The sequence below is a fragment of the Polyangium fumosum genome (assembly GCF_005144585.1).
GTDB classification, from domain to species: domain Bacteria; phylum Myxococcota_A; class Polyangia; order Polyangiales; family Polyangiaceae; genus Polyangium; species Polyangium fumosum.
The window spans coordinates 1-21,065 of the sequence record NZ_SSMQ01000044.1 but is presented as its reverse complement, the minus strand read 5'-3'; the positions used below and the strand labels follow the sequence as shown (position 1 = coordinate 21,065).

General features: G+C 67.6%; 15 protein-coding genes. 7 read left to right on the top strand and 8 right to left on the bottom strand.

The window, feature by feature from the left end; genetic code table 11:
• Positions 1–104 precede the first annotated feature (104 nt).
• The 3 genes from E8A74_RS33125 (at position 105) to E8A74_RS33115 (ending at position 3,184) form a co-directional block, all read left to right on the top strand.
• A complete protein-coding gene (locus E8A74_RS33125; RefSeq protein WP_136933118.1) occupies positions 105–965 on the top strand; it encodes an alpha/beta hydrolase in 861 nt (286 codons plus the stop codon).
• A 455-nt stretch (positions 966–1,420) separates the two neighbouring features.
• Positions 1,421–2,098, top strand: a complete 678-nt coding sequence (locus tag E8A74_RS33120; protein WP_136933117.1) for a hypothetical protein — start codon at positions 1,421–1,423, stop codon at positions 2,096–2,098.
• A gap of 402 nt (positions 2,099–2,500) precedes the next feature.
• Complete coding sequence (locus E8A74_RS33115) at positions 2,501–3,184, top strand: hypothetical protein (RefSeq protein WP_136933116.1); 684 nt, start codon at positions 2,501–2,503, stop codon at positions 3,182–3,184.
• A 334-nt stretch (positions 3,185–3,518) separates the two neighbouring features.
• On the opposite strand, the gene E8A74_RS33110 is transcribed toward E8A74_RS33115, so the two are convergent.
• Positions 3,519–5,198: a L,D-transpeptidase gene (locus E8A74_RS33110; protein ID WP_136933115.1), complete on the bottom strand. Its 1,680-nt coding sequence runs from the start codon at positions 5,196–5,198 to the stop codon at positions 3,519–3,521.
• 85 nt (positions 5,199–5,283) lie between these two features.
• Between E8A74_RS33110 and E8A74_RS54180 the strand changes: the two genes are divergently transcribed.
• The 3 genes from E8A74_RS54180 to E8A74_RS33090 all read left to right on the top strand — a co-directional run bounded on the left by E8A74_RS54180 (position 5,284) and on the right by E8A74_RS33090 (position 9,702).
• Positions 5,284–6,108: an expansin EXLX1 family cellulose-binding protein gene (locus E8A74_RS54180; RefSeq protein ID WP_211365500.1), complete on the top strand. Its 825-nt coding sequence runs from the start codon at positions 5,284–5,286 to the stop codon at positions 6,106–6,108.
• A 6-nt stretch (positions 6,109–6,114) separates the two neighbouring features.
• The gene (locus E8A74_RS33095) at positions 6,115–7,821 is read left to right on the top strand and encodes an alpha-amylase family glycosyl hydrolase (protein ID WP_136933112.1); all 1,707 of its coding nucleotides are present in this window, start codon (positions 6,115–6,117) and stop codon (positions 7,819–7,821) included.
• A gap of 99 nt (positions 7,822–7,920) precedes the next feature.
• Complete coding sequence (locus E8A74_RS33090; RefSeq protein ID WP_136933111.1) at positions 7,921–9,702, top strand: hypothetical protein; 1,782 nt, start codon at positions 7,921–7,923, stop codon at positions 9,700–9,702.
• Positions 9,703–9,736: 34 nt separating this feature from the next.
• On the opposite strand, the gene E8A74_RS33085 is transcribed toward E8A74_RS33090, so the two are convergent.
• From E8A74_RS33085 to E8A74_RS33055, 7 genes are all read right to left on the bottom strand, one after another.
• Positions 9,737–10,501, bottom strand: coding sequence for a YkgJ family cysteine cluster protein (locus tag E8A74_RS33085; RefSeq protein ID WP_136933110.1), 765 nt, complete (start codon positions 10,499–10,501; stop codon positions 9,737–9,739).
• Positions 10,502–10,596: 95 nt separating this feature from the next.
• On the bottom strand, positions 10,597–12,171 hold the full coding sequence (locus E8A74_RS33080) for a carboxypeptidase-like regulatory domain-containing protein (protein WP_170229560.1): 1,575 nt from the start codon (positions 12,169–12,171) through the stop codon (positions 10,597–10,599).
• A 140-nt stretch (positions 12,172–12,311) separates the two neighbouring features.
• Positions 12,312–12,749 (bottom strand): hypothetical protein, encoded by a 438-nt coding sequence (locus E8A74_RS33075; RefSeq protein ID WP_136933108.1) that lies wholly within the window; start codon positions 12,747–12,749, stop codon positions 12,312–12,314.
• Between the two features lie 593 nt (positions 12,750–13,342).
• Positions 13,343–14,113, bottom strand: coding sequence for a Phenylacetic acid catabolic protein (locus E8A74_RS33070; RefSeq protein WP_136933107.1), 771 nt, complete (start codon positions 14,111–14,113; stop codon positions 13,343–13,345).
• A gap of 17 nt (positions 14,114–14,130) precedes the next feature.
• The gene (locus E8A74_RS33065; protein ID WP_136933106.1) at positions 14,131–14,922 is read right to left on the bottom strand and encodes a creatininase family protein; all 792 of its coding nucleotides are present in this window, start codon (positions 14,920–14,922) and stop codon (positions 14,131–14,133) included.
• Positions 14,923–15,079: 157 nt separating this feature from the next.
• Positions 15,080–16,072, bottom strand: coding sequence for an isopenicillin N synthase family dioxygenase (locus E8A74_RS33060; protein WP_136933105.1), 993 nt, complete (start codon positions 16,070–16,072; stop codon positions 15,080–15,082).
• Positions 16,072–17,115, bottom strand: a complete 1,044-nt coding sequence (locus tag E8A74_RS33055) for an FHA domain-containing protein (protein WP_136933104.1) — start codon at positions 17,113–17,115, stop codon at positions 16,072–16,074. Before E8A74_RS33055 ends, E8A74_RS33060 begins: the two co-directional genes overlap by 1 nt.
• A gap of 160 nt (positions 17,116–17,275) precedes the next feature.
• Here E8A74_RS33055 and E8A74_RS54175 point away from each other — a divergent pair.
• On the top strand, positions 17,276–21,065 hold a 3,790-nt coding region (locus E8A74_RS54175), incomplete at its 3' end, for a DUF4215 domain-containing protein (RefSeq protein ID WP_211365499.1).

Here is a 21,065-nt window from a genome sequence, read left to right as displayed (position 1 = left end):
GTGGCGCAGGCGAAACATTGCCGGGATGGCGGATGGTGCGGAGACGGCGTCGACCCGAACACGGGCTTTCATGGTTCGACCGGCGAGGGTAGGGTGGGCGCCGCATGCGACCTCTCCTCTCCGTGGTGACCTTCGGCTTCTGCTTGACCCTCTTCGGCTGCGCCGCGCGCTGTCCCGCGCCGAGCCCCGCTGCCGCGCCGCCGGGGGCCATCGTCATCGGCCAGTCGTTCGACATGGACTCGGCCGTGCTCGGCGAGAAACGTCGAATCACGGTCTATCTGCCGCCGGGCTACACGGAGAGCAGCCAGCGATACCCTGTGGTTTATCTGCTCGACGGCGGCGCGTCCGAGGATTTTCACCATATCACCGGCATCGTCCAGGTCTCCGTGGCGAACGAGATCATGGAGCCGGTGATCGTGATCGGAATCGAGAACACCGAGCGTCGCCGCGACCTGACGGGCCCCACGGAGAACGAGAAGGACAAGGCGATCGCGCCGCGTGTCGGCGGTTCAGCCCGGTTTCGCGCCTTCCTGACGAGCGAGCTCGTCCCGCGGATCGAGCGTGACTATCGGAGCAGCGGGGAGCGGGGCCTCATGGGCGAATCGCTCGCGGGGCTTTTTGTCCTGGAGACGTTGTTCGAGGATCCGGGCGCGTTCGGAACGTACATCGCGGTGAGCCCGAGCCTGTGGTGGAATGATGGTTTCGTCCGGAGGCAGGCCGAGCCGCGCCTGAAGAGCCCGGCCGTGCAGGGAAAAACGCTGTACCTGACGGTCGGCGGCGTCGAGGACAACACAAAGGAAACCGAGCAACTCGCCGAAATTTTGCGCCAGCATGCGCCTTCGGGTTTGGTATGGCATTATGCGCCGCTTCCAGCGGAGGCGCACAATACCGTGTACCATCTTGGCGCAGTGAATGCTCTGCGTCTTCTCTATGCGCGGACGCGTGAGCCCGGGGGCGGAGGCTAGGCCGAACCCCGTCACCGGCCACGCCCTGCCCGCGGCACCAAGGAGCGCTGCCCCGGGCCCGAGCCCGCCCCCCTTCCGCTCCCGGGGCCCGCATGTCACCGAGATCGCGCGCTGACACGCGTGTGGTGTCCGCTGCGGCCGTGAGACGGCCCCCTCCGGGCGGCCCCCCATTCCTTATATGCGCCTGGCCTCCCCAGCACCCCGTCCTCGGAGGTGTCCACGGCAATGGCGCACTGCATCATGTCGGTTTCCTGCTGCCGGCGCACCCGGGTGAGGGGCCGCTTGAGCGTGTATCGATTTCCAGATTGCCGCTTGACCTTTCCCTTGACGCTGGGGTATACACGGAGCCGTCTATCGAGTGCACGTCTCCTGATTTGGGAGACGCCCACTCGTCGATTGTCCATAGTTCCACTGTCATAACGACCAAGCTGGTCGTTTCTTCCTGAGGTACGCACATGAATAAGCTCGGTCTCTTCGGTGCTGCTGCGGTCGCGACGGCTCTCTGCTTCTCTTCGGACGCGCGGGCCACCGGCGACGGCGATGTCTCGGGCGCGGCGCTGGACCTCGTGGTCGCGGGGACGAACACGGGCAATGGCGGCAGCTTTGTCACCAAGGCGGTCAAGGACGCTCTCGGCTGGTCGAGCAGCGAGTGGCTCTACTACTTCTCCTACTCGACCCTGAGCGCGGATCGCTGGTACGACGCCATCGTCGCGGGCACCAACCTCGTCGAGGTCGACAACATCAACGATGTCGACGCGGGCCAAATCCTCGCGATCGACGCCACGGGGTCGTACGGCGGCCATGCCGTCGTGATCATCGGCGAGCCGATCGACATCACACCGCCGTCCCACTTCTACACGCCGTATCGCACGGGGCAGAAGCAGTGGGCGCTTCCGATCGCCGACTCGACGGGCAGCGAGCACGGCCAGAATGCGTCGTTCCCCGACAGCCGCCGCGTCAACGGCGTCTTCACGGCGAACATCCCCGGCACGGCCTTCCTGCGGCTCTACTCGGACGAGGCGACGGGCGAGATCCTCTCGTACTCGTGGAGCGTGACGTCGACCAACGAGGCGAACGTCTTCGATCAGAGCGAGCGGCCGTTCGCCATCGGCGAGCTCACCGTCAGTCCCTGAATCAATCCCATCCACGCGCCGTAGCGCGTGGCTCGACGCTCCCAGGGCGCGCCTCAGACGCGCCCTCGTGGGAGCGTTTTTTATTTGTCCCCCTTCAGCCAAGCTCGACACGAACTCGGCAAGTGCGCCACGCGTACGGGCGGGACGTGAGCCGCACGACGTGCGCGAGGGGCGCGCGGACGCCGAGCATTGAGGCGAGCGCGTCCGGCGGGCGCTTTTGTTCCGACGGCGAATTAATTAACGCCCCCCCCACAACCACTATAGCCTTTGCGTTGACATAGGTGTATACACACGCTCCGCCTATCGAGTGCGCATCTCTCGACTTGCTGATGCCCACGCGCCGGTTGGCTATCGTTACTCTTTCCTGACGACCACCGCGGTCGTTCCTCCTGAGGTGTGAACATGAATAAGCTCGGTCTCTTCGGTGCTGCTGCGGTCGCGACGGCTCTCTGCTTCCCCTCGGACGCGAAGGCCGATCCTGCGCTCAACGCCGCCATCGCCTCCGAGGCGTTGGCCCTCCTGGGCACGAGCACGGGCAACGGCGGCAGCTTCGTCACCAAGGCGGTCAAGAACGCTCTCGCCTGGACGAACAGCCAGTGGCTGTACTGCTTCGAGGTCTCGACCCTGAGCGCTGCGCAGTGGTACGAGGACATCACCACGGGCCACAACTTCGTCGAGATCACGAACATCGCGGACATCGAGGCGGGCCACATCATCGCGATCGACGCCACCGGGTCGTACACCGGCCATGCCGCCGTGATCATCGGCGATCCGATCGACATCACGCCGCCGGCCGGGTACTACACACCGTACCGCACGGGGCAGAAGCAGTGGGCGCTGCCGATCGCCGACTCGACGGGCAGTGAGCACGGTCAGAATGCGTCGTATCCCGACAGCCGCCGCGTCAGCGGCGTCTTCACGGCGAACATCCCCGGCACGGCCTATCTGCGGCTCTACTCGGACGAGGCGACGGGCGAGGTCGTGTCCTACGGCTGGAGCGTGACGTCGACCAACGAAGCGAACGTCTACGACCAGAGCGAGCGGCCGTTCGCCATCGGCGAGCTCGACGTCAGCGCCTGCCCCTGATCAAGCACCGCTGTGGATCCTGGGGGGCCGTTCGCCCCTCGATCCGAACCAGGGCAAGCCCTGGACCTCGAGAACATCGAGCGGTTTGCGAGCCGCTCGATGTTTTCGTTTTTTTGTCCCGGTGCAAATTCACCGCATGATGCGCGGGCCCTCCCACAGCCTACACCGCTTGGGTTGGCATTGGCGTCGCCGGACTTGCATCGGCTCGTTCGATGAATTGCGCATCGCGCAGTTCATCGACCTCGAGTCCAGCGCTTGCGCTGGTCCTGGGTCCTGGGGCGGATAGCCCCGGGTGGGGTCTGGGGCAACGCCCCAGCGAGGCCCCTCGGCAAGCTCACGGATGGGTATAGACGACCGTCCCGCTCCGCAGCGAGAGCCCCGCGTGCCACGCCGCGGGCACCTCCGGGGTTGTCCAGCCGAACAGCCATGCGGCGTCCCTCGGCGCGAGGTTCACGCAGCCGTGGCTCCGGGGCGTCCCGAAATCGTCGTGCCAGTAGGCCGCGTGGAGCGCGTATCCCTCGTTGAAGTACTGCACGAACGGCACGTCGCGCAGGTCGAACTCGTCGCCCACCTCGTCGCCGTCCATCGTGACGCTCACGTGCTTCGTGTGGATGCGGAAGACGCCCTGGATGGTCGAATGCGTCTTTTTCGGGTCGCCGAGCCCGTCCGCGCCCGTGCTCACGAGCGTCGCGTAGACCGGCTTCGTCCCCTCGTAGGCCACGAGGCTCTGCTTCAGGATCGAAACGTCGATCCATTTCTGCCCCGCGAGCGCCCAGCCCGGCGGCCGCGTCATCGGGTCGATGCGCACCACCTGATCCTCGCGCACCCACGACCCGTCCCGCGCTTCGAGGTACACGGCGCCGCCCGAACGGATTGATTTCCCCGTGAGCGGAACCGCCTCACGGTGGCCGAGCTTCGTGGCGCCTCCGAGGCCGCCGTGCGCGGACGTATACCGCATGGCGTGCCGGCTCTTCACGAAGGCCACCGGCAAGGTCACCTCGTCGAGGGGCAAACCCTGGAACGGGGACGTCCGGACGACCCGCGTGCGATCGAGCGGAAGGACGGCGAGCTCCGTCGTCAGCCCATAACGACGGTCCTCGTGATCGAACGTCGATAGCAAGGCGAACCCCGACCGGGCCTTCGCGCGCCCGACGACGAGCGTGTTCGCGCCGCGCGACACGCCGGCGAGCGGCGGCGCCGCGAAGCCGTAGAGCAGGGCGCCCGGCGTGGGATCCGGCGGCGGGAGCGGGACGAACTGCGGATCGAGCGCCATCTGCGCGACCTTGCGCAGGTGGCTCCCGAGATCCGGCTCCACGACGCGCAGCTCGGCGTCCGTTGGCAGGCGCGCGTAGAGGTGCGGCGACGGATTGCGTGACATCACGTACGTGTAGGGCAAACCCTCGCGCGAGGGCCGCGTCGCGGCGGCTTCCACCACCGGGTGATGAATGTCGAGCGTCGCGTTCGTCCCGACACACACGTAGCCGCGGGGCTTGATGTGGTACCAGCCGCCTTCACAATTCGCGCGGCTCTTCGGTTTCTCGTCGCGCGTGACAATCGCGCCGGCCCGCAGGTACCCGATGCGGCGGCTCCGCCAGCGGGGCTCGGCGTAGATCCAGGTTTCTTTGGCGATGCTCGCGAGCTCGAAGACCTCGGCCTCGGGTTTTTTCGGCGGCTCTTTGGCCGGCTCGATCGGCTCTTCCGGCTCTTCGGGCACGGCGGGCGCCTCCGGCTCGGTGAGCGCGAGATTCGCGGGCGCGGCCGGATCCGGCGGTAAATCCGGCGTATCCACGGTCGCCTCGGCGGGCGGCGCGGGCGCAGGCGCTGCGGCCGGTTGCGGGGCAGGGGGCGGCGCGGGGGCCGGCGTCGGCATCGCAAGGGCGGGCAGCGGCGCCGGTTTGGGGAGAGAATCCGGCGCGGGGGAGGCCACTTCCTGGCTCATGCTCGGCTCGAGCAACGGACAACCCGTCGCGAGGCTCGCGATGGCCACGGTGGCGAAGAACGATGAGGCCCGCATGAACGGCCCGCTAACAGGCCTCGGACGCGCGGGCCAAGTTCCTGCCGGATGGACAGGCGCGCGGCCCGGGTGGTACCGTCCTGGCATGGCTTATCGAACGATCGGGACGTTGGGCCCTTCCTATGGCGTGTGCCTCGCGGCCGCTCTCGCGCTCGCGGTCGGATGCGGCGGAGGCGGAGGCGGCGACGGCGACGGCGGAAGCGGCGGAAGCGGCAACGGCGGCAGCGGCGCGGGCGCGGGCGGAAGTGGCAACGGCGGCGCGGGCGCGGGCAGCACCGGCTCCGGGTTCGGCGCTTGCGACAATGCGCCGACCTTCGAGGGCGAGGGCACCTATTACGCCGCGAACGGCTCCGGCGCTTGCAGCTTCGACGTCTCCGCGGATTCGCCGCTGCTCGTCGGCGCCATGAACGCCGAGGATTATGCGAATTCGGGCGTCTGCGGCGCCTGCGCGCACGTCAAAGGGCCGGACGGTGAGATCACCGTGCGTATCGTCGATCTCTGCCCCGAATGCGTGCATGGCGACATCGACCTCTCGCCCGACGCCTTTGCCTTGCTCGCGCCGCTCGAAAAGGGCCGCATCCCGATCTCGTGGCAGTTCGTCCCCTGCGACGGCGCCGGGACGATCCGTTACCATTTCAAGGAAGGCTCGAACCAGTGGTGGACCGCGGTGCAGATCCGCAACCACCGCAACGCCATCGCCAAATTCGAGTGGAAGAGCGACGACGGCGCATGGCACGAGGTCCAGAGGCTCGAGTACAACTATTTCGTCGAGGACAAGGGCATGGGCCCGGGGCCGTACACGATCCGCGTGACCGACGTGTACGGCAGCGTGCTCGAAGACAGCGGGATCCCCTTCATCGAGGCGGGTGATTCGCCCGGCCAGGGGCAGTTCCCCGCCTGCGGGATGTAAAACGACATGCAAGGGCCCGAGCTTCCGCCCTGGTGGGCACGGACGACCGTCTACCAGATTTACCCTCGCTCCTTTTTCGATACGAACGGCGACGGAATCGGGGATCTGCCGGGGATCGTGCGGAAGCTCGACTGGCTCCGGGATCTCGGCGTCGAGACGCTCTGGATCTGCCCCTTTTATGGCAGCCCCCAGCAGGACCTCGGCTACGACGTCTCCGATTACGACGCCGTCGCGCCCGAATACGGCACGCGGGACGACGTCCGGCGCTTGCTCGACGAGGCCCACGCGCGCGGAATGCGCGTCCTCGCGGACATGGTCCTGAACCATACGTCGATCGAGCACCCTTGGTTTCGCGCGTCCCGTTCCAGCCGGACGAACCCGAAACGAAATTGGTACATCTGGCGGCCCGGCAAGAAGCCCGGCGGGAAGGCGCCGCCGAACAACTGGCGCTCGCTCGTCGGGCCGCGCGGCTGGCACTGGGACGAACGCACGCAAGAATGGTACTGGGCGAGCTTCTTGCCGTTCCAGCCCGACCTCGATTATCGCAACCCCGAGGTCCAGGAGGCCATGCTCGGCGTCGTCCGGCGGTGGCTCGCGTTTGGCTTCGACGGCCTCCGGCTCGATATCTTTCACGCGATCTTCAAGGACGAACGATTCGAGGACAACCCCTTCTCGACCCGCCTCCTCCCGAGTGAGGACGACCCCGACGGGTTCTTGCAATCCTACCGGCGCACGCTCCACCACCCGGAGACGATCGCCTTCGCGCGCACGCTCCGGCGCGTGGCCAACGAGTTCCACGACTCCCCGCGTTTCCTGGTCGGCGAGGTCTTCGGGCAGCCGAGCGTGCTGCGCCGGTATTGCGGGGGAGGCGCTCCGCTCGCCGGAGCGGACCCCCCGAACGTCGACAGCGACGACGGCCTCCACAGCGTCTTTTTGTTCAAGGCCATGCGCGCCCCGTTCACGGCGGCCGGGTTTCGCGAGCTCGTGCTCGAATTCGAGCGCGAGATGCCGGCGCCGCTCGTGCCCACGTGGGTCTTCGGCAACCACGATCGCTCCCGGCGCGGCGAGCGGCTCGGCTACCACCCCGAGCGCGAAAAGCTCAGCGCCGCCGTGCAGCTCACGGCCCGCGGCATTCCGTTCGTCTATTACGGCGAGGAGATCGGCATGCGGGACCTCGCTTTGCCGCTCGCCACCGCGAAGGACCCGCTCGCGCGGATGTACCGGTTCCTCCCCGATGTCGTGGCGCGAAAGCTCCACGCGGCGGGCGTCCTCCTGAACCGCGACGCCTGCCGCACGCCGATGCAATGGTCCGCCGCGCCAAACGCGGGCTTCTCGGACCCAGGGGCCGCGCCCTGGCTGCCCGTGCACCCGGCGGCGGAGACCATCAATGTCGAGGCGGAGGAGCGTGATCCCGCCTCGATCCTGCATTGCTACAGGCGCTTGCTCCAGCTCCGCAAAGATCGCCCGGCGCTCCAGGCCGGCGCGCTCACGCTCTACCCCGAGCATGCGCTCCCGCCCGAGGTGCTCGCCTATCGTCGTTCGTTCGGCGATGACGTCGTCGACGTGCTCCTCCATTTCGACGACGCGACGAGGCGCGTAAGGCTCCCGGGAGATTGCCGCCTCGCGTTGGTCTCCACCTACCCCACGCCGCTCCCGATTCGCGAGGGCGAGGCCGTCTTGCGTCCTTATGAGGCGCTCGTGATCGGTCGATGAGATCCGCGCTGGGCGGAACGTCCGATTCATGCCCCGGACGCGAAACTCCTACCGCGGGGTCGTAGGCGCCGCTACTGTTCCCGGCTGCAAGGAGCACTTATGCGAACCTACAGCTTATTTTCTTTGGGCATTCTCCTGGCCGTGACAGCGACGGCTGCTTGCGGCAGTGGTGGGGGCGGCGGCGGCAGTGGCGGCAGCGGCGCCAGCGGCGGGAACGGCGGTAGCGGCGCCAGCGGCGGCGATGGCGGAGCCGGTGGCAATGGCGGAAATGGCGGTACCGGCGGCTCGGCCGACGGTGTGACGGGCACCTCGAAGGACCTCCACCGGCCGACCACCGGTGACGTCACCGTGCGCAGCAGATTTTGGACGAAGATCGAGGCCCTCGTCGACCAGGGCGGAACCCTGCAATCCTACCCGGGCACGATCGACGCAGACGGGAACATCTCGATCCCCGACGTCCCCATGGGGCCGTATCTCCTCGCCCTCGAGGGCCCGCCGTCCCAGTTCATGAACGCGCCGCCGGTCCGGACGTTCGTCGCGACCGACGCGCGTACGCTCGACATCGGATATCTTCACAGCGGCCGGCCCGATCCCGCGCCCATGTCGCAGCCGACGTACCTCACGTTCGACGCGACGCTCGGCGTGCCCATGCAGGTCGCCACCTACGACGACATGGGCAACATTCTGACCCAAGACGACGAGATCCAGATCTATTCGCAAAACGGCACGGTCCTCTCCTATATCTACCCCTCGTCGAGCCCCCCGGAGGACAACCCCCCCGCCAACGGAGCCACCCAGCTCTCCACCTGGAAAATCAATGCCGAGGACGTGTTCGTCCAGTTCAACGGCGACCGAACTCTCATCGACGCGAGCAAAGGGGACGAGGTCACGGTCGTCCACGGCGTGACGCAGCAGGTCGGCACCCCGACCGACGACGGCAACCCCTGGAACGGCTACACTTACACGGCCACGGCCGAATCCATGCAGGCCATGCCGTTCACCATGACGAACGGGGGCACGAGCGTGGTGAAGGGCACCTTCGCGCCGGCGCCGCAAAAGAGCTTCGACCTCGATTACAAGGGCTCGGCCTGGAACGCCCTCCTCCCGAACACCCCGCTCAGCACCCATTTCGTCGGCGTCAGCGTCGACCACGAGCCCGTCGGGACCGCGCCCGCGCTCGGCGCATTCGTCACGCTGCTCGGCATGAGCGTGGGCTACGGGACCGCGTATTCGAACCCGGATCCCGCTTGCCACGGAGTCGGATGCGATCCGGTCGCGTGCGCGAGCGCCTGTGACGCGGGGACGATGGTGCTCGCCGGCGACTATGCGCATACGTATTCCTACGGGGACCCCTTCACGGGCGGGCAGAATTTTGCCGCAGTGGTCATCACGTTCACGAAGAGCGTCCGATCGCTCCTGCCCGAAGCGACCTCGGAGTCGCTCCGCGGCAACTTCACCCTGTCCGCGCCCGTGGAGGAGCTCACGGGCAAGCCGCTCACGCCGCCCCTCGGCCTCCCGCAAGACATCAAGGTCGCCGGCAAGGATACGCCGTACGATCAGGTGACCACGGGCGTCGGGACGACGCCGGCCATCACGTGGACCGCGCCGTCCCTGGGCAGCCCCACGCGGTATCGCGTGAGCGTCGTCGATACGACCGACCTCACGGACGCAAACGGCACCCTCTCGACGCGGCGCACCGTCGCGAACGTGTACGTCAAAAGCCCGAACATGACCCTCCCCGAGGGGATCCTGCAGCCCGGGAAATTCTATTACATCCAGGTCTCGGCCACGGTAAGGGACAATGACGATTTCGCGGCCCCGTTCAAGTCCGAACCACGAAACACGAGCGCCATGATGTTCACGGGTCTCGTGACGCCCTGAGCCCACCCCATCCCGGCCCGCGGACGAACTTCGATCAGGATGGTTTGTCCGCGGGCTTTCCCCCGGAGAGCTCCTCCAGCAGCATGTTCACCAGCATGAAGCCGTCGAATCGGCGCTGGCCCTCCTCCTCGTGCGCCTCGGCCCAGCCGATGGCCAGCGTGAGCGGGAAGATCGTGGGCTCGCCGCCGAGCAGGCGGGCGGCCACGCGCGAGAGCGCGAGCGACATGCGAATCGAGAGCGGCATCCGCCGGATCACGGCCTCGCCGAGCTTCGTGCAGTTCTCCGCCGGCGACGTCACGAGATACTCGCGGCAGCCCGAGGGGCGCGAGGTATAGGCCGTACACGTGCCACGTTCGAGGAACGGACACGCGACGCCCTGGTGATGCCACGCGATGAGGAGCTTGCGCAGCTCGTCGTCGTTCGCCATCCCCGAGAACGAGGCCTCGTCGAGCCCGAACGATTCGAGCGCCGCCTCGGCGTCGACGACCCGCGTGAGCACCTCCTCCTGCCGCGTCTCGGGCATCGCCGACACGAGATCGTGGATCATGAACGCCTCGGGCGGCGAGACGGGCACGAGCTGGTAGCAGCAGGAATCGCAGCCCTTCTTGCACGAGATCGCCCCGAGCGTCGGCAGGTGTTTCTTGACGCCGAGCGCGACGATCTGGTCGTCGAGCGGCATCACCAGCCGCGAGAGATCCGCGAGCCGCATCGGCTCGGCCGGGATGGCGAGGTTCGCGCGCAGCGTGCCCTCGGGCGTGCCGAGCTCGAAGGTAAACCTGTTTTTCAAGGGTTCCGGCATGGCGAGGCCCCGAGCCTATCACGGACCGGCGCGGCCGCGCACGCGGCCTCGCGAGGGCGGCGCCCGGCCGCCCCCGCGCGATCCACGGCGTCCGTTCATTCCGCTTCGTCGCGCGCGCTCGTCTTCTGCGGCGCGGCGATATCGAGGTCCAGGACGGCGACCTGGCCCTCCTCGACCTGGACCCCCTCGGTCTTCGCGGACGTGACCACGTTCACGGCATAATGGCCTTCGGGGAGCCCCGAGAGTTTGTAGAGGCCGTCCTTGTCCGTCACGGGATACCGGATGTCGAGCCCCTCGGTACGGCCGCGGTTCGCCGCGACGAGGACCTGGACGCCCGCGAGGGGCGTGCCGTTCGCCGTGATGCGCCCACGAATTTCACCCTGACCCGCCGGGTGAACCGTGATGTCGCGCTCCGTGACGGCCCCTTCTTCCACGCGCACCGAGGTCGACGTGCGTTGATTGCCATAGAGGAGTTCGAGGCGCGTGTTGCCCGGCGGGATCGAATCGAACCGGAATTCGCCCTCCTCGTCGGCCATCACATTGACGAACCCGATCGCGCGTTGCATGAGCGTGAGCCGCGCGCCGGGCAGCGGGGTGCCGTCGCCCTTGCGCGCCACGCCGGCGATGCTGCCGCCGCCCGACATGACGAGGTCGAGGGGCTTCGACGGCTGGCAATTCGCGACCTCCACGACCAGCGTGCTCGGCGCGTGCTCGCCGTCGTAGCCGCGGAGGACGACCTTTCCCGAGGGGCCGTGCTCGATGCGGAAGCGGCCTTGCTCGTCGCTCTCGGCGCGCGCCGCGGCCTCCATCGAGACCTCGCTCACGCCGCCCGGGAATCGCGCCTCGGCGTCCACGAAGACGTCCACGAGCGGGCGACCGGCGCTGTCTTTCACCGTCCCTTCGAGGACGCAGCCGTCGCCGAGCTGGAGCTCGATATCGCGTGTGTCGCCGGGCTTTTCGATGTAGACAGGGGGCGAGAAGGCCGGGGCGTGGTCGACGGCGGTCGCGCGGATCACGACGGGCCAGGCTGGGAGCTGGTCGACCTCGAACGCGCCGTTGGTCCCTTCGAATCGTTTGGAAAAGAGCGGCATGGGCGCGGCGAAGCTATCGGGCGCGGCGGTGAGCACGTCGATCACGAAGCGCTGCATCGGCGCGCGATCGGCGTCGAGCACGCGGCCCTGGACGACGCCGCTCTTCGTCAGCACCATGCTGACGGTATCGCCGGTCTGCGCGGGTACGAACGAGGGCCCATATCCGCTCTTGTTCGCGACGAGCTGGTAGGAGCCGTCGGCGAGGTGCATCTCGAACCGGCCTTCGGCGTCGGTATCGAGCGACGCGACCGTGGTCGGGAGGTTGCCGGCGATGGCGAAGCTCGTGGCCGAGACCTGCACGCCGGCGAGGGGCTGCCCGTCGATCGAATAGACGCGGCCCGTGATCAGCTTCGCCTGCTCCTCGCCCGGCTCCTCGCTGCCGGAGGAGAAGAGACCACGATTGACGTATTTCGCGCGGGCGTCGGGCGCCGAGGCGTCTTGCGCGTCGGCGGCGTGGCTGGGCGTCGCGGAAGGCCAGAGAAGGAAGGCGCCGAGGGCGAGGACCGGCATGGTCCCGAGCGTGGCCCATCCGGCAGGGGAACGAAAGAAAGGCTTTTTCTGGTTCGTGGGCAGGTGCATCGTGAACCTCGACATCGCCTGTCGGGCAAAAGGATGATTTCAGGGTGATGGCCGGAGAGACACGGGCGCCGCCGTGGTGAGCGGCGGCGCCCGTGGTTCGCCGATTCAGGCCGGCGTGCCGGCCCTACCGCGATGCGATCTCAGTACTCCCAGGCTTCGATCGTGTTGACGTACGGGTAACCCGCGTACTTCACGACGCCGGCAAACCCGTCGTAATGCTCGCCCACGTGCATGTATTCGATCTGGAGCGAGAGGCCCCAGTCATTGAAGCCACGGCAATACACGTCGCTCGCGATCGTGGTCGGGAAGTTGATGTAGCTGTTGCCGAGGCAGCTCAGGTAGCCCTTCGTCTTGCGCTCGAGGAAGTCGCACTCCTCGCTGATGAGGTAGCCCTGGTTGTACCACTCGGACACGTAAAGGCACGCCTTCCCCGCGTCCTTGTAGAGGTAGGGATAGATCGTCCCCGCGAAGTCGTCGTTGACGTAGACCTCGAACGCGGCTCCCTCCGTGAGGGCCATGGCGGCGCTGGAGGGCACGATCATCGCGGCGGCGAACGCAAACGAAAGCAGCTTCTTCATGGTGTGTTTCTTTCCCCCGTATCGAAGCAGGTGTGTCGTTAGCTCGTACTACTTGGCTCGCCTTCGTGGAGCTGCGTGCTGCAGCTCCACGGGGCGCTCCGATCCGAAGCGAATTGCGTCAACGAGGAGCGCCTCATCGTCGGCAGCTCCTATGAATGAAATATTACCAAGCGACCTCGGACAAGCAAGCCGCGCTGGAGATTTTTATTACCACCTCTCCATTCGACGCGGCATTCGGAGTCGCGCACGTGGACGTACCCGCGAATGCGACGCCGCGCGACGCCGGACGGCCGTCGATCGTGTTCGCCGCTGGAGCGGAGCCTGCCACGATCGACAAGGAGACGGGTCCGAGCACGCAAAGGATGATGCGGCGGACGCGCCCCACGTTGCGCGAGAGGCTTGCCCTTTCGCGCGTGCCCGAACATCGCGCATTTGGTTTATTGGTTTTGCCCGGCCGAACGCCGTCCTCGGTGGAGGCCTTCGCATGCCGCGGGCGAATGGTATTGGGGTTTTCGGCGCGCGCGGAATCGCGCAGACAGGGGCGGGGACGACCGCCATCCCCAAGGGGAGAGGAAATGGGGGAGGGAATCGCGCTACGCGGCGGACTGGCCCGCGCTGCGCTCGGTGTGCGGCAGCGCGCTCTCGGGCCCCGACGTCGGCGCCGCGTGCACCTTTTCGGGGCCCTCGATCCCGAGCGTGGCGAGCGACGGAAGCACGAGGCCGCACAAGCGCATGGCCGAGGTGATGTCGTCGAGGAAGTCTTGCATCACGGCCGCCGGATCACGCTTTTTGAACCCCATCGCGACCGCGTATCGCGCCCCCTCGCTGTCCGGCCGGCCGAACGAGAGCAGCCCCTGCCGGAGCCATCGCTCGAAGAGCCGCTGTTTGTCCGCGTCGAATCGCCCCGTGAGCGACAGCTCCACGACGAGCCGCTCGCCGAGCGCCTGGTGTCCACGCTCCTCCTCGACGATCTTGCGGACCACCTTGCGGTACGGCTCGAAGCTGCATTCCTCGTACTCGCGGAGCTGCCAGAAGCCGCCGCGGTCGTAAAGGAACTGCGCCATCGCGAGCTCGTAAAAGCTCGCGGCGAGGGGCACGGGGCGCGCGGCGAGGCGCCCATTCACGACGGGCTCGATGCTCTCGCCCGTGAAATCATGGTACATGCGCGCCACGGCCTCGTAGTGCTCGAGCTCCTCGCGGATGTGCCAGGTGAAGAGCTTGAGCCAGCGCATCTCCGGGACGAATTGGAGGCCATGGCCGAAGAGGTGCACCGCTGCGAGCTCGCGGTAGGCCTGCCCCTGCATCATCTGGACGAGCGTCCGCCGCCAGCGGTCGTCGCCGCCGGTCTCCTGTGCTTTCGTCATTTCCCCCCCTTGTTATTTCATGCACTCCGCGAAGCTTCACCCCGGAGGGCCTTCGCAGCGAGGCCGTCTTCCACTTCGCCCACGACCATCGTCGCGAGGCGCTCGATCGAATCGCGCCCCTCTTCGGCCGTGGCCTCGGCCGGCGCGCCCGTATACGCGTCCGTGATACCCATGGCGAGAAAGCTCGTTTTGCCCTGACGGATGCCGTCCGAGAGGCTGATCGTGAGCGCCGGGAGCGCCGCCATGCGGGCTTCGTCGACGGTGTCCGGGGCAGCCGCGAGGAGGATGGACGTCTCGTACCGCCCCGCATGGCAGGCGCCGCTCTTGAACTCCGCGGAGAGCGTGCGCGCCCACCGGCGCGAGAGCGGCGAGGCGACGGAGGCGCTCCCCGCGGGCAAGCCCTCGAGGGAGGCCCTCACCGCGGCATCGTGCGCGGGCTCGAGGTGATTCGAAACCAGGCAAACATGGGAAAACCCCGCATGCAAGTAACCCTCGATCACGGCGCGCAGGAACGCAATGAGCGCGGCTTCCGTGACCGTGACGGCGCCGGCAAACCCCTCGGCGAAACGCGTGACTCCATAAGGCACGCTCGGCCCGACCAGCGCGACCGTCCCCTTCGCTTCGAGGAGCTGGGCCGCGCGCTCCGCCACGGCGTCGCCGATGATCGTGTCCGTCCCGAGAGGCAGGTGCGGGCCGTGTGGCTCGACGGAGCCGACCGGGACGAGCACGACAGGCGGCGTGGGCCCCGTGAGCAGGGATTGCAGCGTCTGGGTCGTGAGATCCGCGATGTGAGGGCGTCGGGCGCGCATGCGGTCGTGGTTCTCGATGGCCCTTACCGGATAGCACGAATGCTGGGACGTCGCGAGAGGACGAGGAATTTTACGGTCCTGGCCTCCTGCTTGCATTCTACGTTCGTCGCGGCGGAGGCCAGGAAGCCCTGGAAATCGGGAGGAGGCGAGGAGAAATTCACGTCACACCCGCCGTTCGCCCGAGCTCCGGGAAGACCTTCGCGACTTTTCCGAGCAGCCATTGCCCGTACGTTCCTCGAAATTCGTGCACGTCCTGGTGATCCCACCGCTCGCCCGCTCGGCCGTCCGCACGGCCCATGTCAATCGCCTGGATCTTCGCGTCCCAGCCAGGATCGAAGAAAAACGGCAAGCTGATCCGATTCCTCCCCGACCGATTGTGGACGCGGTGCGGCGTGGATCGATACTGGCCACCCGTCATTCGATCGAGCATGTCGCCGATGTTGCAAACGAACGATCCCGGGACGGGCGGCGCCTCGATCCAGAGGCCGCCCGATTTCACCTGCAATCCTCCAGCGTCGTCCTGCCGGAGGATCGTGAGCAACCCATAATCGGTATGCTCTCCGACGCCCCAGCCCTCGGACGCGTCATGTGGAGGCGGGTAATGGAAGGCCCGGAAGAGGATCGTGGGATCCGCGGTATAATGTTCGGCGAAATAGGACGCGGGGAGGCCGAGGCCGAGGGCCATTCCTTCGAGGATGACGTGCCCGAGGCGGGTCATTTCGGCCATCCACGCGAGCACGGCCTCGCGGAAGCCCGGGAGGTCCGGGAAGAGGTTGTTCCCATGCAGCGGGAGCCCGGCCCGGACGCGCGGGTGGTCGTCTCCGTGCTCGGCGCCGAAATAAATGCCCTCTTTGATGTCGGGCTTTCCGGAGGTGAGCTCCCCGCCGACGGGGAAATATCCCCGCCACGCGCGGCCCGCCTTCTCCATACGAATCTCCAGCTTTCGATCGAGATCCTGCGCGAAAAACGCCCGGCAGAGCGCGTCGATGCGCGCGGCGAGGGCCTCGTCGACGCCGTGGCCCACGACGTAAAAGAACCCCGAGCCGCGGCAAGCCTCGTCGATCGCGCGTGCCGCGGAGCGTTTGTCTGGGCCGCCGTGCACGAGCGGGGCGAGGTCCACGATCGGGACGGCGGAGAGGTCGGGGCGCATCAGGCCTCGGGGTGCTCGAGCCGGTGCCAGTCGAGGATCATCCGCGAGCCGAACTCGAGACGATCCACGTCCGCCAAGACCTCGGCCTCGATCGAGCGGCCGTTCCGGCGCACGCCGTTCGTGCTGCCCGTGTCGATGGCCCACACGTCCGCGCCGATGCGGACGAGGAGGAAATGCACGCGGGAGACGTTCCTGTCGATCTCGCCGATGGAGAGGCCACATCGCTCGTAGCGGCCGATGAGCAGGCCTTGTTCGAGGCGCTCCGCCGAGACGCGCCGCTTCGCCTTCGCCATGCCGGCCTGCAGGCGGATCGTGCCCCAGGCGATCTCGGGCTCTTCGTCGTCGCCGAGCAGGAGCGGTGAGGCTTGTGTGGTGACGCGCGAGGGCTCTTCGAGGCCTCGATACGGGCCGCCCCGCAAGCGCGGCGGGGGCAATGCGTCGACGCCCGCGCGTTTGTCGGCGGCGGCCGGGGCGCGGCGATCGACGAACGTGCGCGGCGGCATCGAGGTCCACGCGTCGCCCGCGCGCTCGGGCCACTTGACGGCCGGGGAGCACGGCAAAAACCAGAGCGCGTACGCGCCGATCGAGAGGTACGTGGGGCCGTCGGAGGCGAGCGCGCCGCTCTCCTGCCCGTCTTCGGCGCGGAAAGGCAGCTTCGTGTTGAGGTCCCAGACCTTGAGCTTCGGCGCGCCGCCCTCGGCGAGGACGAGGGCGGCCATGTGGCGCAGCGAGATGGCGGACGAAGGCACTTGCAAGCGGCACTTCGTGTGCCGGCCGATGGTGAGCGGCGATCCTGCCTCGCAGAGGACGGCGCCAGCGAGGCGGGCGCGCGCGTCGATGACCGCGACGGCGAACCCGGGCTTTCGCGCGGCGGCGGCGAGCTCGGCGAGCCGGTCGTAGGCGACGAGGAACGCGGCGCGGGGCGGGGGTGCAGGGAGGTTTTCGTTGGTCGTGGCGAGGGCGGCCATCGTGCCGCGGTTGTCGAAAAGGGGACCAAACGTGCCGGTCTCTTCCCCGGCCTCCTCGTCGTCGTTTGCGCGCATCGCTGGACGATCATTGGGGCATGGAAGCGGCGCGGAGGCAAGCCAGGGATCGAGTGGACGTTGAGTCGGAGAACTGCTTGCGGTAGCGTCGCGTCACCGTCGGGCCGGAGGGGGAAAGGTGCCCCGCGCCCGCGCGAACGTCTCTGCGGAGGAGCTAGCCATGAAGCGCCCGATAGCGCTCGTATATCCGTGGGTCGCCCTTTTATGGGCCATCGTTTTGCTCGCGTGTCCCCGCGCTGCCCAGGCCGCGACGACGGTCACGGGCGGCAACATCATCAACCAGACCTGGACCTTGGCCGGGAGCCCTTACATCGTGCAGGGCGACATCGTCGTCCCCGCGACCTCGACGCTTACGATCCAGGCCGGCGTCGAGGTGCAGTTCGCCACGTCGGACGGCCTGATGACGGGCAAGGATACCGGCGAGGTCGAGATGACGATCCGCGGCACGCTGGAGGTGCAGGGGACCGCGGCGAGCCCGGTGAACTTCCGCTCCACGTCGTCGGGCGCGAGTCAGTGGTACGGCGTCGTCGTCGACGCGGCGACGGCCGTCCTCACGACGACGGAGCTCGTCGTGCAGCACGCGCAGTACGGGTTTCACGTGGCCGACGTCGCGCCCATGCTCTCCGGGTTCACGGCGCACACGAACTCGTACGGCGTGTATTACACGGGGACGGGTGGCGGCTCGATCACGAACGCGGTGATCCGGAACAACTCGAATCGTGGCGTGTACGTGTATTCGTCGGGCGCGGGGAGCGTGTCGCTCGCGATCACGAATTCGACGCTGAACCAGAACGGGTCGTACGGCGTGTACACGTACACGTCGTCGCCGACGCTGACGGTGACGGTGACGAATTCGATCGTGACGAACACCCCGTACGGGATCTACCGGGAGGTGGGGGGCGGGACGTCATCGGTGACGGTGACGTACTCGGACGTGTGGGGGAACTCGACGAACTATTCGGGGACGAGCGCGGGTACGGGGTGCATTCTGGCGAATCCGCTGTACGTGTCGTCGTCGAACCTGCGGCTGACGTCGAATTCGCCAGCGCGGTTCGCGAGCGCGGCGGGGACCGACATCGGAGCATTGCCGTACACGAGTGATCCGACGAGCGGGTGGCACGGGGTGCTGTGGACGAACACGACGCTGAACCTCGCGGGCTCGCCGTACACGGTGGCGGGTGACCTGACGGTGGCGCCCGGGGTGACGTTGACGCTGGATCCTGGCGTGACGCTGCGTTTCTCGACGAGCGACGTGATGGGCTCGGGGCTCGACGTGAGCGAGACGGAGTTCGTCGTGCGGGGAACGCTGAACTCGAAGGGGACGGCGGCGCAGCCGGTGACGCTGTCGGGGACGACGACAGGCGCGTCGCAATGGTACGGGGTCGTGTTCCGGCAGGGAGCCGCGAACCCGGTGCTGTCGGGCGTGACGATCTCGGACGCGCAGTATGGCATTCACGTGTCGGAAGGGACGCCGACGCTCGAAGGGTTCACGGCGCACACGAACTCGTACGGCGTGTATTACACGGGGACGGGTGGCGGCTCGATCACGAACGCGGTGATCCGGAACAACTCGAATCGTGGCGTGTACGTGTATTCGTCGGGCGCGGGGAGCGTGTCGCTCGCGATCACGAATGCGACGCTGAACCAGAACGGGTCGTACGGCGTGTACACGTACACGTCGTCGCCGATGCTGACGGTGACGATCAAGAACGCGATCGTGACGAACACCCCGTACGGGATCTACCGGGAGGTGGGGGGCGGGACGTCGTCGGTGACGGTGACGTATTCGGACGTGTCGGGGAATTCGACGAACTATTCGGGGACGAGCGCGGGCGTCGGCTGCATCTCGTCGACCCCGCTCTATGTCGCGGCGCCCTCCAACCTGAAGCTCCAGGCGTCGAGCTTCTGCATCGATGCGGGCACGGCGACGGGCGCGCCGAACAAGGACATCGAGGGCACGATCCGGCCGCTGAACGGCGACGGGCTGAACGGCGCCGAGTACGACATGGGCGCCTACGAATACGCGCCGGTGTCGGTCTGCGGCGACGGGGCGCTCGGCGCGGGCGAGGCCTGTGACGACGGGGCGGTGAACGGGCAATACGGCAAATGCAAGGCCGACTGCTCGGGCCCCGGGCCTTATTGCGGTGACGGCATGACGAACGGTCCGGAGCAATGCGACGACGGGAACGCGTCGAACACCGACGCCTGCCTCGCGACGTGTATGGCGGCGGCCTGCGGCGACGGGTTCGTCCGGACGGGCGTCGAGCAGTGCGACGACGGGAACGCGTCGAACACCGACGGCTGCGTCATGGGTTGCAAGACCGCGGCCTGCGGCGACGGGTATGTGCAGGCCGGCGTCGAGCAATGCGATGACGGGAACATGGTGAACACCGACGTGTGCACGAACGCCTGCAAGCCCGCGGCCTGCGGCGACGGGTACGTGCAAGCCGGCGAGCAATGCGACGATGGGAACACGTCGAACAACGACGCCTGCTTGAACGCTTGCACGAACTCGAGCTGCGGCGACGGGTACGTGCAGACGGGCGTCGAGCAGTGCGACGACGGCAACATGGTGAACACCGATGCCTGCGTGATGGGCTGCAAGAACGCGGGCTGCGGCGACGGGTACGTGCAGGCCGGCGTCGAGGTGTGCGACGACGGCAACCAGAACGACAATGACACCTGCCTGAGCACGTGCAAGGCCCCGACGTGCGGCGACGGCGTCGTGCAAATGGGCGTCGAGCAGTGCGACGACGGCAACATGAACAACGAGGACGGCTGCCTGAACTCGTGCATGACCGCGAAATGCGGCGACGGGGTCGTGCAGGCCGGCGTCGAGCAATGCGACGACGGCAACGTGGTGAACACGGATGCTTGTCTGAACACCTGTGTGCAAGCCAAGTGCGGCGACGGCGTCGTCCGCGCGGGCTTCGAGCAATGCGACGACGGCAACCAGAGCAACAACGACACGTGCTTGAACACGTGCGTCAACGCGAAGTGCGGCGACGGTCAAACCCAGACCGGCGTCGAGCAATGCGACGACGGGAACGTTTCGAACACGGACGCATGCCTGAACACCTGCGTGCAGGCGAGCTGCGGCGACGGCTTCATGCAGGCCGGCGTCGAGCAATGCGACGACGGCAACGCGAGCAACACGGACGCGTGCCTCAATCAATGCGTGCAGGCGAGCTGCGGCGACGGGTTCGTCCAGGCAGGCGTCGAGCCTTGCGACGACGGCAACGGCAACAACACGGACGCGTGCCTCGTCGGCTGCAAGGCGTCGAGCTGCGGCGATGGGTTCGTGCAATCGGGCGTCGAGGCCTGCGACGATGGCAACACGGTCGATGACGACGGCTGCCGGAACAACTGCTCGCTGCCGGGCTGCGGCGACGGCGTCGTCGGGCCGGGCGAGGCCTGCGACGACGGCAACATGTCGAACACGGACGCGTGCCTCGGCACCTGCCTCGCGGCGAGCTGCGGCGACGGGTTCGTGCAATCGGGCGTCGAGGAGTGCGACGACGCAAACATGAACGACACGGACACCTGCGTTTCGGATTGCAAGAAGGCGATCTGTGGCGATGGGTTTGTCGAAGACGGCGTCGAGGCCTGCGACGACGGCAATGACGACGACACGGACGGCTGCAAGAACGACTGCTCGCTGGCGACGTGCGGCGACGGCGTGGTGCAGGCGGACGAGGCGTGCGACGACGGCAATGACGACGACACGGACGCATGCCTCTCGACGTGCGAGAATGCGAGCTGCGGGGACGGGGCCGTGCAATCGGGCGTCGAGGAATGCGACGACGGCAATCAAGCGGACGGCGACGGCTGCAGCGCGTCGTGCGCGGACGAGGGCCAGGGCGGCGCAGGCGGCGGCGGTGGTGCCGGCGGCGCCGGTGGCGCCGGTGGCGCGGGTGGTGCCGGCGGCGCGGGCGGCGACGCTGGCGCCG

Bases quoted from the DNA above. Each gene is read 5' to 3' on its own strand.
- E8A74_RS33125 (WP_136933118.1), top strand. From the start codon at position 105: ATGCGACCTCTCCTCTCCGTGGTGACCTTCGGCTTCTGCTTGACCCTC.
- E8A74_RS33120 (WP_136933117.1), top strand. From the start codon at position 1,421: ATGAATAAGCTCGGTCTCTTCGGTGCTGCTGCGGTCGCGACGGCTCTC.
- E8A74_RS33115 (WP_136933116.1), top strand. From the start codon at position 2,501: ATGAATAAGCTCGGTCTCTTCGGTGCTGCTGCGGTCGCGACGGCTCTC.
- E8A74_RS33110 (WP_136933115.1), bottom strand. From the start codon at position 5,198: ATGCGGGCCTCATCGTTCTTCGCCACCGTGGCCATCGCGAGCCTCGCG.
- E8A74_RS54180 (WP_211365500.1), top strand. From the start codon at position 5,284: ATGGCTTATCGAACGATCGGGACGTTGGGCCCTTCCTATGGCGTGTGC.
- E8A74_RS33095 (WP_136933112.1), top strand. From the start codon at position 6,115: ATGCAAGGGCCCGAGCTTCCGCCCTGGTGGGCACGGACGACCGTCTAC.
- E8A74_RS33090 (WP_136933111.1), top strand. From the start codon at position 7,921: ATGCGAACCTACAGCTTATTTTCTTTGGGCATTCTCCTGGCCGTGACA.
- E8A74_RS33085 (WP_136933110.1), bottom strand. From the start codon at position 10,501: ATGCCGGAACCCTTGAAAAACAGGTTTACCTTCGAGCTCGGCACGCCC.
- E8A74_RS33080 (WP_170229560.1), bottom strand. From the start codon at position 12,171: ATGCACCTGCCCACGAACCAGAAAAAGCCTTTCTTTCGTTCCCCTGCC.
- E8A74_RS33075 (WP_136933108.1), bottom strand. From the start codon at position 12,749: ATGAAGAAGCTGCTTTCGTTTGCGTTCGCCGCCGCGATGATCGTGCCC.
- E8A74_RS33070 (WP_136933107.1), bottom strand. From the start codon at position 14,113: ATGACGAAAGCACAGGAGACCGGCGGCGACGACCGCTGGCGGCGGACG.
- E8A74_RS33065 (WP_136933106.1), bottom strand. From the start codon at position 14,922: ATGCGCGCCCGACGCCCTCACATCGCGGATCTCACGACCCAGACGCTG.
- E8A74_RS33060 (WP_136933105.1), bottom strand. From the start codon at position 16,072: ATGCGCCCCGACCTCTCCGCCGTCCCGATCGTGGACCTCGCCCCGCTC.
- E8A74_RS33055 (WP_136933104.1), bottom strand. From the start codon at position 17,115: ATGCGCGCAAACGACGACGAGGAGGCCGGGGAAGAGACCGGCACGTTT.